This is a genomic window from Thermococcus marinus (assembly GCF_055389025.1).
Window position 1 is genome coordinate 1,266,816 of the sequence record NZ_AP042417.1, and the last position, 14,406, is coordinate 1,281,221.

Below are 14,406 nucleotides of genomic sequence, written 5' to 3' on the forward strand. Positions count from 1 at the left end.
AATCCTACCGTACTTTGAAATGAAGCGCTCAGTAACAATAAAACTCCAGCCCTCAAAAGAACAAGCGAAAATCCTCCACCAGTTAGCCGATGCAGGAGCCAAAGCCTGGAACCGAGTAAACTACTTGAGGCGACAACAATACTTCCAAGAGCAAATCGTGGACTTTAATTCAACAGAGAAAACCGTTTACGAGGAGTTTAAACGAGAAATCGGTTCTGCCACAGTCCAGCAAATAGCGAGGAAAAACGCCGAAGCTTGGCGGAGTTTCTTCTCCCTCCTCCGAAAAAAGCGGAATGGTGAACTACCAGACTGGCTTAAGCCAAAACCGCCAAACTACCTCAAAGAAGACGGGAAGAGAAAACCCTTAATCGTCCTGAGAAACGACCAGTACAAGATTGAAGGGAACAAACTAATCCTCAAGGGTCTTGGCAAGTTTAAACGCCTCGAAATCCAGTTTAAAGGCAGAATTCACTTTAAGGGCAAGCAGGGGCGATTAGAAATAACCTACGACCCAGTTAGGAGAAAATGGTATGCTCACGTGAGCTTTACAGTCGAGGAAAAACTTGAGGGCGGGGAATGGGCAAGCGTTCCAAGAACACCAAAGGGAAACCTCTCGGCGGGCATTGACCTGGGAGTGAACAATCTCATGGCCGTCTATGTCGAGAATGGAGAAAGCTTTCTGGTCAATGGAAGACCGCTTAAAAGCATTGACTTCTACTGGAGGAGAAAAATTGCTGACTACCAGTCAAAACTCAATAAATCGGGAGCCAAGACGAGTAGGAAACTCAGGAGAATGCACGAAAAGGCTAAGCTTCAGGCTAAACACTACATCAACACTGCCGTAAGAGGAACGGTTAGGAAGCTCTACGAGTTGGGAGTTAATAGAATCGTCGTTGGTTATCCAAAGGGCATAGCTCGGAATTCTGACAAGGGTAAAAGGCAGAACTTCCTCCGCTCTCACGTTTGGAGGTTTAATTACGTTATTAAACGCCTGATTGAAGTTGCGGAAGAGTATGGTATTCGTGTTGTGGTTGTTAATGAGGCTTTCACGTCTAAGGTTTGTCCCGTTTGCGGGAAGCCTCACGAGGGGGCTCGTTTTGTTCGTGGGTTATTTAAGTGTCCCGCAACGGGGCTTGTTTTTAATGCAGACTTAGTTGGAGCGTTTAACATTTTGAGGAAGGTTGTGAGGACCATAACCCCGAATCTGGGCAGGCTTTATGCTCAGAGGAGGGGTAACGGGGGGAAGGCCCTCCCCGAGGGGTTCGAAGAACCCTTTTCAAGGGTTGCCCTAATGAGAACCCCTCGAACCTCCCCATCACTGGCGAGGGGTTAAGCCAAACCCTCGCCCTTCACGGCGGGAAGGAGGTCAGCAAAGAACGGGGCGTCACTTCGTCGCCCTCGTTATCCCGACGTCCTCCACGAGGACGTAGGGCGTCGAGACCGGCGTGCTGACCTCCCACCAGTGGATGTGGTAGCTCTCCTTTCCGAGGGCCCTGATGCCCTCAAGGATTCTCTGCAGGTTGTCGCTGACGCGGACGTTCCTTATCGGCTTCAGCTCGCCGTTTTCAATGAGGAATATCCCGTCCCTCGGTATCGTCGAGAAGTCCCCTGCAACGTAGTTCTGGAAGCGCGTGTACCAGACGTTGGTGATGTAGATGCCCCTCTTGACCTCGCTGAAGAGCTCCTCCTTCGACCAGTCGCCCGGTTCGAGGACTATGTTCCAGGCGTGGGGCATTATCAAGCCCGCGTTTGCCGTGGTCTCTGTGCCGTACTTCCTGGCAAGGCTCGTGTTAAGGAGGAACGTCTTGAAGGTTCCGTTCTCGATTATCGTCGTTTCCCTTGTCGGGACGCCCTCGTCGTCGAACTTTCTCGTTCCGTAGCCGTTGGGCATGTTGCCGACGTCCTTTATCGTGACGAGCTCACTCGCGACCTTCTGGCCGAGCTTGTCCACGAGGAAGCTGAAACCGGCCTCTGCCGCGTAAGCCGAGGTCATGAAGCTCATGTAGCTGAGCAGGTTCGCAAACGCCAGCGGGTCGAAGATGACGTCGAAGCGTCCCTCCGGTCCCTGCTCCGGGTTCTGCGCCATTCTTGCTATCTCTCCTGCTTTTCTTCCAGCGGATTCTGGGTCGAACTTCTTGAGGACGCGGACCGAGTTCGTCCCGTGGCCGCTCTCAAGGTCTCCGATGAAGGCCCTAACGCTTATCTCTATCCCCGTCCCCTCGTCGAAGGCCTCAACGCCGTTGCTCGTGGTGAGGTAAAGCTTGTTGTGGTCGGTGTAGAGGACACCTGCAACTCTCTTGGCGCCCTCCTCGAGGGCGGCGTTGATGGCTCTCTCCACGTACTCGTTCGGCTCGTCGAGCTCAACTATGGCCTTGTCAAAGGTCTCTGGAATGTCCCTGTACTCAAACGGACCCTCGGCGATTCCATAGTAGTCCTCCTTCGGCGCCATGCCCTTCATGTTGCTCAAGAGTGTCTTTAGAGTCCTCTCGATGTTCTCCTCGCTCAGCTCGGTTATGGTCGTGCTCGCTACCCTCTTGTCCTTCTCGACGAAGAGCTCCACCTTCCTCTCGTGCCAGTTCTTGGCGACGGTTATCTCGTTGTTGGCGAAGCGAACCTGTCTCCTGTCCATCTCGTAGCCCAGAACTACGACGTCACCGAAGCCGAGCTCCTTGGCCTTCTTAAGGATGAACTCATTAACGTCGAACATCTTCACCACCTCACGGCCTCCTAAGCGGTATGTCCCTGAGCCTCGCGTGTGATCCACCCATCCACACCGGGACTCCCTGACTGGGCTCGCCCTTACCGCAGGTTCCAGGATAGAACTCGACGTCTTTACTGTGGAATTTATATTAACTGAAAGTTAATAACCTCTTGTCTTAAAAAAATTTATAAATTCATGGTTTTGTAATTGTACTTGAAAAACACTTGGAGGTGTGAATTGTGAAAATAGAAACACTTTACACCACAAAGGAGGAGATAACCAGCGGATGTCAGGTACCTCCAAATTTTTACGGATGTCCAAATTTGTGCATAACAATAAATGACGAGGAGTCTGAGTGAGATTTTAGATTAGAATTTTTTATTTTTTATATTTGATTTGAGGTAATATACAAGGTGATATACAATGAGATTAAATAAACTTGTACACTTTATTAAAAACGATGATGGATACATTGTCATAAATCCCCTTATCGGAGAGATCGATGTCATTGACTCTGAACTATACAATATGCTAATATCAGCAAATTTCAATTTGATTCCCCAAAAAATATTTGAGGTGTTAAAAGATAAATTAATTATAGTCCAAGATAATTACAATGAATTTTATGCTTATGAAAATCTTTTGAAAAAATTGAAATTTGATGTATCCTTTCAAACATTCACAATACTTGTCACTAGATCGTGTAACTTTGAATGTGTATATTGTTATGAACATACTAATCAAATTTTACTCCAAGAAAGACACATGAACAGGCGCATTGCAGATGAAGTCATTGAGTTTATCAATAGGATGTCATATAACTCAAAAAAGATAAAGGTGATATTCTATGGTGGCGAGCCACTCCTAAATATTAATGTACTCACATATCTTATGGACGAACTAGAAAGTCATCAGGGTCAAAAAATTACGTTTGAGCTGATAACTAATGGTTATCTTGTAAAGGATCTGTGGGAGAGGTATAAAAAATACTTCAAGAAATTTAAACAAATTCAAATAACGTTGGATGGTCCTCCAGAAATTCATAACAAGCTCCGCCCATTAAGAGGAGGGCTCCCTACATTTGAGACAATAATTACGGGAATCAAATTGCTGACAGATAATGGAGTTCATGTTGCTTTAAGATCTAACTTGTACCTAAAGTACATTAAGGAATATCCAAAACTGCTTGATGAGTTAGATAGATACGGGATAAACAAAAAGTATCTTCATATAGGAATAGGATTTGTTCACCCAGATGAAATTAAAAATTATCCTCTGATTTCAAAAAAATTTCTTAATTTATATTTGCAAATTAAGAGAAGAGGTTTTAGTATAACTCTCCCGTTCTATGTACAGAGAATACCCTGTGGAGCAATAACAAACAATTCATTTGTTATTGATTATAATGGAGATATTTATAAATGTTGGGCTTTAGTGGGATTAAAACAATTTAAAGTTGGGACTGTACAAAAGGGCATCTCAGAAAAAACCCACAGAAAGTTCCTTAGTCTTAATCCGCTTAATAATTCAAAATGCAGGGATTGTCCAATGTTAATGTTTTGTGGTGGTGGATGTATATACAATAACTACTTGCATTCTGGCAAATTGGATCTTGGTTTTTGTCCCTTTCAAAAATACAGTTTCAGGGAGTACCTACAACTATTCATTAAGGAGTTAGGAGACAAATATGCAAGTAAGAAACAAATTTAGCGAGTTAGGAGGCGAGACCATGAACTACGTTAATCGTTTCTACATTTCGAGTCTTCTTCATATAGTTTTCTATTCTGGTTTCTACTTAATCTATCTTCAGAGTCTTGGCCTTTCTAAAACCCAGATGGGATTTTTAATGAGTTTATCTCTAATTCTAGTTGCTTTACTTGAAGTCCCTACAGGAATCGTTGCTGACAAGATTTCAAAGAAGGTAAGTGTCTTACTTTCAAAGATCCTCACGATACCGAGCGTGCTTGCATTGTACCTTGCGCATTCCTTTCCAGGGGTTCTCCTTGCGACACTCTTCGGCGCGCTTTCAGTTGCTCTCATGACCGGGGCAGAAACTGGGTGGATTTACGAACTTCTCAGCAAGAGTGGTAGAGCCAAGGATTATCCAAAGGTTTATGGTAGGCTTAGATCTTTCGAGATGATAGGAGGTTTCGTTGGAACCATGATGGGCGGATTCCTCGCTGATTTTGTCGGCATGAGATTAACGATACTCTTAACTATACCCTTCGTCGTCGCATCCTTTCTTGTTCTCGCCACGATTCCTGGAGATGAAGCAAAGAGTGGGCTTTCTTATAGTCTCCACCTTCTTGAAAGCTTGAAATTCATAAAAAAATCTCCAGAAGTCATTTGGATCTTCCTATATGCTAACATCATTGGACTTCCAGTTACAGCCTTCACAGCTTTTATGCAACTCTACTTTTATAGGTTCCTGGCATCCCTTATAGCAGTTTCGGCAATCTCTGCATTCCATACGGTCATCAACAGCGTCTCATGGTACCTTGACGTTGGTAAGTACAGAGATGTTTTCTACCGTCATGCGGGAATAATACTACCCCTCCTTCTTCTCCTTGCAGGGCTTAATAAATGGCTCGGTTTTGTTACCCTAATCCTTGGCACTTTCACATTTGCCCAGGCCTTCAAGGAGTGGCAAGGGAAGTTCCAAGGTGCGATTCCTGACGAAAAGAGGGCAACATTAGGGTCTCTTTACTCACTCACTGCGGCGATAACCAATGGCATCCTAAACGCTCTCCTAGGATGGCTCTTTGACTGTATCGGTATAATGCACGGGCTTATTATTATAGCCTCATTCTTCCTTGGGATAGGCTTTTTATTCTCAATTATTAGTAGGAAGCACGGCTATTAAGGTCTTTTTGGCTTTATCCTTCGAAATGGGCTTTAACGCCCTCGTCATCGTAGAGGTAGAAGCCCCAGCTGTTCGGAATCGTCGGGTCGTCTATGACAGTGACTACCTCGCTCCCGATTCTCTCGCCGAGCATGTCGGGCTTGACAAAGCTCTCTCCCGCCTGGGCGGCTTCCCTACCAAAAATCCTGTCGGACTCGTAGGGGTGGCCGACGCTCTCGTGAACCGCTATGCCAGCGACTTCAGGGCTTATGACGAGGTCAACCCTCCCTTCCGGTGGCTTCTTGCCCTCGGTTATGAGCCTCTTCAGGGCTTTGACGTCCTTCACCGCCCAGTTCCAGGGCTCGTCCTTCTCGATTAGCTCGAAACCACCGGAAAAGGCCCTCTGGACGAAGGGCGCCTGCTCCATCTGACCGTTCTCGAAGACAACGAGGTTATAAGTTACCGAAACGCGCGGGATTTTGCTCTTTACGTAGGCCCCCTCGCTGTTTACGAAGACCTTCTTCCATAGCTGGTCGGAGTACATCAGGTAGCGCATGGGAACGTTCACGCCGGTGGCTTTAACCTCCTCCTCGATTTTCCGGAGGATTTCTAACTTCTCTTCCGGGGAAACGTCCCTGAAGTCCTTCTTCATCTTGACCTTGTAGGAAACGCGGTGGAAGTCCTCTTCTGAAAAGCGAATTGGCTCGTTTCTCACCTTGGAGGCCGCTCTGGCTAGCTTAACGGCCTTCTTGACGGCCTCAGCGACGCTCTCCTTCGTGAGGACGTTGGTGCTTGCGAAGCCCATGCCTCCCCCGACTAAAACCCTGATGCCAATCCCCCTGTCGGCGAGTATCTCAAGGCCTTCGGGATTGCCGTTCTTCATGGCCAGAGAAGTGCCGTTCTTCTCCTCAAAGCGAGCCTCGGCATAGCTTGCCCCCAGTTCGAGGGCTTTCTCAACGGCAAATTCCAGAAGTTCCATGCACACCACCTCGGATTAATGCATATAATAGTCCATAGAAGAGTATAAAAGTCTTTCCGTTTAGATGGATATCGAAAAGAAGAGAAGGCTTAAGTGTTCTTCTCATCATTAAATTCGGAAAGAGAGAAAATGTGTACGAATGAGAGATGCCCAAGCTAAAACTTCTCCTCGCACTCGCACGGCTTCTTCCCGCAGTAGGGACAGACGCCGGGGTACTTCTTCTTAGCCGCTTCCTCAATATCGATGTCAAGCAGGTTGGCCAAGCTGGCGAGCCACGCTAAAACGTCGGCGAACTCTTCCTCCATCGCCTCGCGGTCTCTCTTCCTTATCGCCTCGCTCAGTTCACCGACTTCCTCCACGAACCAGAGAAAGGTTCTCTCAACGCCCCTCTTTGAGTCCTTGTGGAAGTAGATTTCCTTAATCATCTCCTGGAATTCCCTGAGCTCCATGTTCACCACCAAAAAGAGTTCTGGCGGGCCCGGCGGGATTCGAACCCGCGACCTCCGGCTTAGAAGGCCGGCGCCCTATCCTGCTAGGCTACGGGCCCTCGCTCCTAAGGTTCCGGGGTGCTCTTATAAAAGTTGCGGTGGGGAGGAAAAAAGAGAAAGCTCAGCGCCTCCTCCTGAGGAGGAGCGGCACTATTGCGAGGCCGACTATGAAGGCCGGGCCGCAGATTCCGCTCTCCTCTCCAGCGGTTGAGGTAGCGGTTGGGGGCTTGCTGGGGGTCACATTGAGCTCCTTGGTGACAACGGCCTTGTTTCCGTAGAAGTCCTCGGCCACTATCTCGAGCCTGTACTTGCCGGACTCAAGCCCGGGCAGCTGGACGATGTAGAACGTGTCGCCAGGCTTTCCGCTGGACGGCTCGGCCGGGAACCTGTCAACCTTGCCGTACTTGACAGGGTTTCCGTCGGAGTCATAGATGACCGCGTAGAGGTCCCTTATTCCGAGGTTGTCCTGGGCTGTGAAGTAGACGACAAAGTTTGAGTTGGGCCTGGGGTGGCTGGGCTGGAGGTAGGCAATCTGGACGACCGGCTTCTCGGTGTCCTTACCCGTGTCAATAACGAGCTGGGACACTCCCTGCGGAATCGTCACGTTGAGGAGCATGTAGTACCGGCCCGCTATCTCCCTGGAGGTGATGACCTTGTATGTGATGTTGGTGGCGTCGGGGTCGACCTCGGCGTTGGTCGGAACCTGGACGGCTATTGGGCCGGTGACGCTGTGGTCAAGGTCGTTGAAGAACTTGAGCGCCGTTCCAAAGTCAGTCTCGTGCTTGAATATTATGAACCTCTGGGGAACTGGGACGCTCATGAAGTCGCTCTTGACCTTGTTGTCTTCGATGTCCACGGAGACGTAGGGCATCTCAACGTTGCCGTTCTCGTCCACGACGACGAGGTTGCTTCCGTACCAGGTCGGGCTGTACCTCGGGTTGGCCGGTGGGTTGGGCTCCTTATCGGGGGCTCCAGTCGAGGTAAGGGTCAGGAAGTAGTGCTTGTTTCCGTTCTTGTCGGTGTAGAGCCAGTACATGTCATGGTGGATGTGGCCGCTCAGGGTGAGAACCACGTTGTACTTGACAACGTCCTCAAGGAAGCGCTTGGAGATTTCCTCCTGACTGGCCCAAGATGCCCTGAGGAGGCCCTTAATCTCGTCCCAGTCGGCGTTTGGGTCGAGGTTCTCTATAACGCCTCCGAGGTAGTTCCAGCGGGGGTTGAAGAAGTACGGGTGGTGGTAGAGGATTATCGGGATGTAGTCCCTGTGCTCCTCAAGAACTTTCTCCATCCACTCAATCTGCTCCATTGTCGGGTAGCCCTGGTCGCCTCCCGTGTCCAGGCCTATTATGAGGAACTTGCCGATGGTCACGTAGAAGTACCTCGGGCCGATGACCTGGGTGTAGATGGTCGGCGGGTCGTCGTGGTTGCCCTTGATTCCCACGATTGGAAGTCCCGATGCGGAGGTAAGCCTGGTGATGTCATAGATTATGTTGTACGCGGTCGCGTCACCGCTCGTGTCGACCTCGTCACCGGTGTTGACGAGGATTGTAGCGTCGTTCATGGCCCAGTACTGGTAGGCGCTGTAGGTCGCAACGACGCTGTGGAGCGGAATCGGGTTCGAACACATCTCTTCGAGCTTGTAGATGCTACTCTGGAAGTAGTTTTCGCAAACGTACCCGACCTTGGCACCGGTTGTAATGTGGGTGTCGCTGACCCACGCGATCTTGAGGGTCTTGGGCCACTCCTTGAAGACCTTGAGGCCGTTTGGGAGAACGAGGGTTCCCTTGTCCGTCTTTATAAGGAGGAAGTAATCGTCGGGAGCAACGTCGTTGGGGACACCGACAACAACCGTGCTCATGTCATTGCCTGCTGGTGCCGTGGCACTGAGTATTGGAAGCTGGTAGGGGCCATGAAGAATTGAGACGGCCTCTATACCTTTCACATCGAGGTCATTGCCTTTCATGTATAGGGTGAAATTACCCCCGGGCACTGCAAACGCTGGAACGGCTGGAGCTGGTTGATAAAGGAACTCGCTATAGGTCGTAGAGTACTCCTCGGCAAGTGCTGGGACTCCCCCAAGCACAGAAACCGCAGTTGCAAAAGCCATCAGCAGGGCTAGTAATCTTTTAACCATGCTATCACCGTCAAAATGGGGGAGAAAACGCTTAAAACATTTCCCGTTCGGAATCTGTTCAAGAGGACTTCCATCACTTCCTGTTTTGAGCTTTTCCCGTCAAGAGCTCAACGATATATTGGGCTGTGGGGGAACTGCCACCAAGGTGGTTGTAAAGGGAGTGCATCTTAAGGATCTCTTCCCTCAGCGATTCCCCAGGTCTCACGCGGTAGCGGGTGAACAGGACGGCCATCTCAACGAGTATGCAGTCCGCCCTGCTGAAAGGCCTCAGGGGAAGTTTCCCTTCGATTTCTCCCTCGGGAATAAGCTCGCAGAGCAGGACTTCGGTCTCGCCGAGTTCATCTTTCCAGCGCTTGACCCTGCTCTCAACCCGGCCGTAGAGGCCGGGCAGGCCCTCAATCCAGCGGTAGCCGTTTTTCTCGACGAACTCAAGCGTTACGGGCAGATTTAGTGCAGTCCTGACGAGCAGTTCCGGGTCGTTGGTGGACTGGATTGAGGCTTTACCGGTCTCAAGAACTTCTCGGAAGCTCCTCCCCGGAAAGAGCTTGAACCTGAGCTTCTCACCTTCTCTAACAACCCCCACCGGGGTGACGTTCGACTTGGTAACAAGGATAACCTCGTAAACTTTCCCTTCATCAAAGTAGCTCAGCATACCTACCACCGGCCAGGTAAGGAAGAGAAAAGAGAGTTTAAAGGTTTAGAGGTTCTGCTTGGGCAGGACTATTATGTCGTCCCTGTCTATGTAGAACGTAACCGGCTGGGTGGGCCTGAGGTTGGCTATCTCCTTGTCGCTTATGGCCCTGGCTATGATTCTCGTCTCGCCGAAGAGGCCGACGACCTCGGTGAAGAAGCCGTAGTACTCAATGAGGTCTACGGTTCCCTCAAGCGAGACTGTGTTCTCGCCGGGCCTGAACTTTATGCGCTCCGGCCTTATGACGAGGACGACGTTGTCGCTCTTCTCGGTGTAGTGGAGGCCCTCAAGGCGGAAGCTCTCGAACTCAACCGTAACGCGGTCGCCGTCCCTCTCGACGACTTTGGCCGGAATAACGTTGGTCTTGCCCATGAAGCTGGCAACGAACTCGGTCTTCGGCCTCTCGTAGATGTCCCTCGGGGTTCCGACCTGCTCGACGGTTCCGACGTTCATGACGGCAATCCTGTCGCTTATTGCCATTGCCTCTTCCTGGTCGTGGGTAACGTAGATGACTGTTATTCCGAGCTCGCGCTGAATCCTTCTGATTTCCGAACGCATCTCAAGCCTGAGCTTTGCGTCGAGGTTGCTGAGCGGCTCGTCAAGGAGGAGAACCTTCGGCTCGACAACGAGAGCCCTCGCGATTGCGACACGCTGCTGCTGTCCGCCGGAAAGCTGGGTAGGATAGCGGTTCTCGAAGCCCTTGAGCTTGACGAGCTCAAGCGCCCACTCGACCCTCTTCTTGATTTCCTCTTTCGGAACCTTCCTTATCTTGAGGCCGTAGGCGACGTTGTCAAAGACCGTCATGTGGGGCCAGAGGGCGTAGTTCTGGAAGACGAGCACGGCACCGCGCTGGTAGGAGGGGAGGTAGGTGACCTCCTCGTCGCCGAAGTATATGTGCCCGCTGTCGGGGTAGTCGAGGCCAGCTATAATCCTCAGCGTTGTGGACTTTCCACACCCGCTCGGGCCGAGCAGGGTGAAGAGCTCCTTGTGCTTTATGTGAAGGCTTATCCCCTTTAACGCGGTCGTTCCATCGAAGGTCTTCACGATGTTCTCAAGCTTAACGTCAACCATCTCAATCACCACCTCAGGTAAGACCGATGAACGAGTACCTCTGCTTGGTTATGATGTTGGCTATAACTATGGCCGTTATCTGCACGAGCATGAGGAAGACACCGAGGGCCGCGGCGAGGTTGGCGCTTCCAACGGCACCTATAATGAGCTCCCTCATCTTAGCGGTTATCGGGTACCAGGTTGAGTTGATTGAACCAAGGGTGATGCCGACGCTGGTTTCGCTCATACAGTAGACGAAGCTCAGCATCGCCCCGCCGAGCAGGTTGAGGGAAATCAGGGGCAGGAGTATGCTCGTGAGGGCCTTCCACCTGCCTGCTCCAAGGTTCATCGCGGCCTCTTCAAGCGAGACGTGAACCTGCTGGAGGCCGGCGGAGATTGAGCGCGCCGCGAAGGGCAGACGCCTGATGGAGTACGCCAGTATCAGCGCCGCTCCCGGGAAGAAGTACAGCAGGTTCGTTGGGTCGAAGATGGTGCCCTTGAACGGCGGAACCGTCGAGAAGAAGAAGAAATAGCTCATTGCTATGACGATTCCGGGGACGGCTATAGGTATTGTGGCGAGGCTGTCGAGTATCGGGGCGAGCTTGGCCTTCTTGAACCTACTCGAGGCGTAGGAGGCCGTCAGGGACAGGAGGATGATAATGATTATTGCGACCGTTGAGTACATCACGCTGTTGATGATGACGCGCTCTATGTCCGGCTGGGTGATTATTGCCTTCATGTTCTCAAGGGTGAAGCCGCTCGGCCACGTGCCGTACCAGGTCTCTGAGAATGCAAGGAGGATGACGCCGATCTGCGGGAAGATGGTTATCAGCAGGAGCGGGACGGCGACGAAGGCTATTATGAGGGCCTGCCACCACTTGGGCTTGGCGACCCTCGGCTTCCACCTGCCGCCCTTGCTGAGCATCGCGTACTGCTTGAGGCCGACGTACCAGCGGACGGCGAGGAACATTACGACGGCTATAGTAAGCATTATCAGGGCCAGGGCGGCCATCTGCGGGTTGCCGACTGCAAAGCCGGAGACGAAGGAGCTGTAAATCTGGTAGGACATGAGCTTCTTGGCTATGGCGCTTCCCTGGAAGACGATTGGGGCCGCGAGGTCTTCAAGGCTGAAGATTCCGACAAGGATTGCACCCGCCATTATTCCAGGCATTGCGAGCGGAAGGGTTACCGTCCTGAAGAGGTGGAAGCCCCTGCTGCCGAGGTTCTCGGCCTGCTCTTCGAGGCTGGGGTCTATGTTGATGAAGCTCGCGTAGGCGTTGAGGTAGACTATCGGGTAGTAGGTTATGGTCTGGGCGATTATGACACCGACGAGACCGTCAATCCATATCGGCTTCGGGAAGAGGTGGAGGTGCTCGTGGAAAATCCAGTTGATGATTCCGTCTGGGAGGAACATCTTCTTGACAACGACGACGTTGACGAACGGGGTGACGAGGAGCGGGATGAAGAGGAGGACGCGCATTATGTTCTTGCCCGGAAAGTCATAGCGGGCCATTATGAACGCGAAGAACGTTCCGAGAAGCGTTGTCAGAATCATGACGCTTATTGAGACTATTATTGAGTTGAGGACAACGCCGAAGTCCCAACCGTAGAAGTGGTAAACTTCTCTGCCGCCGTACTCGATGGTCTTTACCAGGTATCCCCCGGGATGGGGGTTGAAGTAGTAGTTTGACTCGAAGATGCTCTTGAACCAGTAGAGGGAGAAGTGCTCGTTGTACTTGAAGGCAGTTCCGAGCATCACTAGAACCGGAATCACCAGAAAGCCCACCAGGTAGAGCAGCGGGAACAGGAATGACACTATGACAACTGGGTCCGGCAAAGGCGTTCCAAAAAACCTTTCACTCCACTTGCTGACCTTCATCAGTGTTACCTCCCTGTGGTTTTTGAGTGTCCACAATTATCTTAAGGTTTGGCCACTTGTTTTAAAAGTTTCTGAAAAGATTTTGAAAATCCTTGGAAAATCTGGGAAGTTTTTCTTGACATGGCTCTGTTAAATCCAAAAAAATAGAATATGAAATTGGAGTCAGCCGGTTACTTTCTTGAGCTCATCGAGAACCTTCTGGTACTTATCCTGGGCGGCGTTCCTCCACTCCTGCATGAGCTGGCTCTGGAAGCCCGCGTCGGTGGCAATCCTGTCGTTTATCTTGGCGGCGTACTCTTCAGTGAAGGTGACCATCTCGCCGGTATCCGGGTCCTTGAACTGAATTGGGGCGGTGAGCTCGTCCTTGAGCTTCTCGAACTGCTCCTCTGTTATCTTGCCGTCCTTGTAGGCCTTGACAAGTGCCATCCAGGCCTGGTGGAGCGGGCCGTTGACGTCAACGAGGGTGGCCTTGAAGTAGTACTGGAGGGAGTTAACGGTCTTGAGGGCCCTTGCATCGTCGAACGGGATTCCTTTGCTTGCAACGGAGATCTGATAGGCCTTGAGGAGGGCCGGGCGGGCCTCGGCGAAGGTCTTGCCCGCATATTCGCCGTTGAAGATAATCTTGGCCTCCTCCTCTGTGATGGTCTTGTTGAATATCTCGGCGTTAATCGGGAGCCTGTTTATGTCCTGGCTCATCCAGACAGCCTGTCCCTCGGTCAGAACCCAGTAAATGAAGGCCTGTGCCGCCTCAGGGTGCTGGGCGTTCTTGAGGAGGGCAATCGGGTCACCGTTGATAATACTTTCGCCTTCGGGGATGACGTACTCACAGTTCGGGTTCTGCCTCATGGCAGTGTAACCGTAGAAGTCGATGGTGTTTCCTGCGGCGATTTCACCGTTGATGACCGCATCTCTGACGGCGTCACTAGCCTCATAGACCTTGGAGTTCGCCGCGATGAGGGTCATAATCCTCCACCCTTCCTCCCAGCCGAAGGCCTGGAGGATAATCTGGTAAATCCTCGTGTTGGAGGTGCTCCTCGTCGGGTCTGCGATGCCGTACATCGGCGGGTCGCGGGCCCAGTCAGGGGAGGCTATGTCTTCCCACTTCTTGGGGAACGGGAGCCCCTGCTTTTCGAGAACTTCCTTGTTAACGGTGAAACCGAAGGACGAGAGCGCGGCGGCTATCCAGTAGACGTTACTCCCGTCTTTTCTAACCATCTGCATTCCTGCGAGCTCCTCCGGAATCTGCTTGCCGATGAGCCCGAGTATCTTCTCGTCGGTTATCGGTGCGAGGTAGTCCATCTTGTACAGGTCATCGAAAAGGGTCGGGCCTCCACCCCAGCCAACGTCGGCGCCCTTCTCTATGTAGCTCGGCCAGAGGGACTCCGGGACGCCTATGAACTTCAGGTCAACGATGTTGTACTGCTTGGCTATGTCGCTCTTGAGGAAGAGTTGCTTGACCTTGTACTGGATGGTCGCGTCGTGCCTCGTGACGATTACAAGGGTTACTCCACTGGTTCCGCTGCTTTCACTTCCACCGCTATTAATACAGCCGCTGGCCACAACGCTGAGGCCCAAAACGAGTATCAGGAAAATTCCAAGCGCGCGCCTCATGGCAATCCCCACCCCAATTCGATACCCATCT

At 51.4% G+C, this 14,406-nt stretch carries 10 protein-coding genes, 1 tRNA gene and 1 pseudogene; 3 read left to right on the top strand and 9 right to left on the bottom strand.

What is annotated here, in order from left to right; genetic code table 11:
* Nucleotides 1-19 precede the first annotated feature (19 nt).
* Nucleotides 20-1,333 (top strand): RNA-guided endonuclease InsQ/TnpB family protein, encoded by a 1,314-nt coding sequence (locus ACZ5ER_RS07020; protein WP_464934103.1) that lies wholly within the window; start codon nucleotides 20-22, stop codon nucleotides 1,331-1,333.
* A 51-nt stretch (nucleotides 1,334-1,384) separates the two neighbouring features.
* On the opposite strand, the gene ACZ5ER_RS07025 is transcribed toward ACZ5ER_RS07020, so the two are convergent.
* Nucleotides 1,385-2,707 (bottom strand): TldD/PmbA family protein, encoded by a 1,323-nt coding sequence (locus ACZ5ER_RS07025; RefSeq protein WP_050003242.1) that lies wholly within the window; start codon nucleotides 2,705-2,707, stop codon nucleotides 1,385-1,387.
* 417 nt (nucleotides 2,708-3,124) lie between these two features.
* Here ACZ5ER_RS07025 and ACZ5ER_RS07030 point away from each other — a divergent pair, with 417 nt between their 5' ends.
* Entirely contained in the window at nucleotides 3,125-4,411 is a 1,287-nt protein-coding gene (locus ACZ5ER_RS07030) for a radical SAM/SPASM domain-containing protein (protein ID WP_050003243.1), read from the top strand.
* Between the two features lie 19 nt (nucleotides 4,412-4,430).
* A complete protein-coding gene (locus ACZ5ER_RS07035; RefSeq protein WP_464934104.1) occupies nucleotides 4,431-5,564 on the top strand; it encodes an MFS transporter in 1,134 nt (377 codons plus the stop codon).
* Between the two features lie 28 nt (nucleotides 5,565-5,592).
* Here the strand turns inward: ACZ5ER_RS07035 and ACZ5ER_RS07040 are convergent.
* The 8 genes and pseudogenes from ACZ5ER_RS07040 to ACZ5ER_RS07075 all read right to left on the bottom strand — a co-directional run.
* A pseudogene (locus ACZ5ER_RS07040) lies at nucleotides 5,593-6,522 on the bottom strand (TldD/PmbA family protein); the annotation flags it as partial.
* A 155-nt stretch (nucleotides 6,523-6,677) separates the two neighbouring features.
* Complete coding sequence (locus tag ACZ5ER_RS07045) at nucleotides 6,678-6,971, bottom strand: MazG nucleotide pyrophosphohydrolase domain-containing protein (protein WP_050003244.1); 294 nt, start codon at nucleotides 6,969-6,971, stop codon at nucleotides 6,678-6,680.
* Nucleotides 6,972-6,992: 21 nt separating this feature from the next.
* A tRNA-Arg gene (locus tag ACZ5ER_RS07050) sits at nucleotides 6,993-7,069 on the bottom strand.
* A gap of 62 nt (nucleotides 7,070-7,131) precedes the next feature.
* Nucleotides 7,132-9,144, bottom strand: coding sequence for a CGP-CTERM sorting domain-containing protein (locus ACZ5ER_RS07055; protein ID WP_464934105.1), 2,013 nt, complete (start codon nucleotides 9,142-9,144; stop codon nucleotides 7,132-7,134).
* Nucleotides 9,145-9,217: 73 nt separating this feature from the next.
* Nucleotides 9,218-9,796, bottom strand: a complete 579-nt coding sequence (locus ACZ5ER_RS07060; RefSeq protein WP_050003246.1) for a DUF447 domain-containing protein — start codon at nucleotides 9,794-9,796, stop codon at nucleotides 9,218-9,220.
* 45 nt (nucleotides 9,797-9,841) lie between these two features.
* Nucleotides 9,842-10,906, bottom strand: coding sequence for an ABC transporter ATP-binding protein (locus tag ACZ5ER_RS07065; RefSeq protein ID WP_464935142.1), 1,065 nt, complete (start codon nucleotides 10,904-10,906; stop codon nucleotides 9,842-9,844).
* A gap of 13 nt (nucleotides 10,907-10,919) precedes the next feature.
* A complete protein-coding gene (locus ACZ5ER_RS07070; RefSeq protein WP_464935143.1) occupies nucleotides 10,920-12,764 on the bottom strand; it encodes an ABC transporter permease in 1,845 nt (614 codons plus the stop codon).
* A 162-nt stretch (nucleotides 12,765-12,926) separates the two neighbouring features.
* Nucleotides 12,927-14,375 (bottom strand): ABC transporter substrate-binding protein, encoded by a 1,449-nt coding sequence (locus tag ACZ5ER_RS07075; protein WP_050003249.1) that lies wholly within the window; start codon nucleotides 14,373-14,375, stop codon nucleotides 12,927-12,929.
* Nucleotides 14,376-14,406 lie beyond the last annotated feature (31 nt).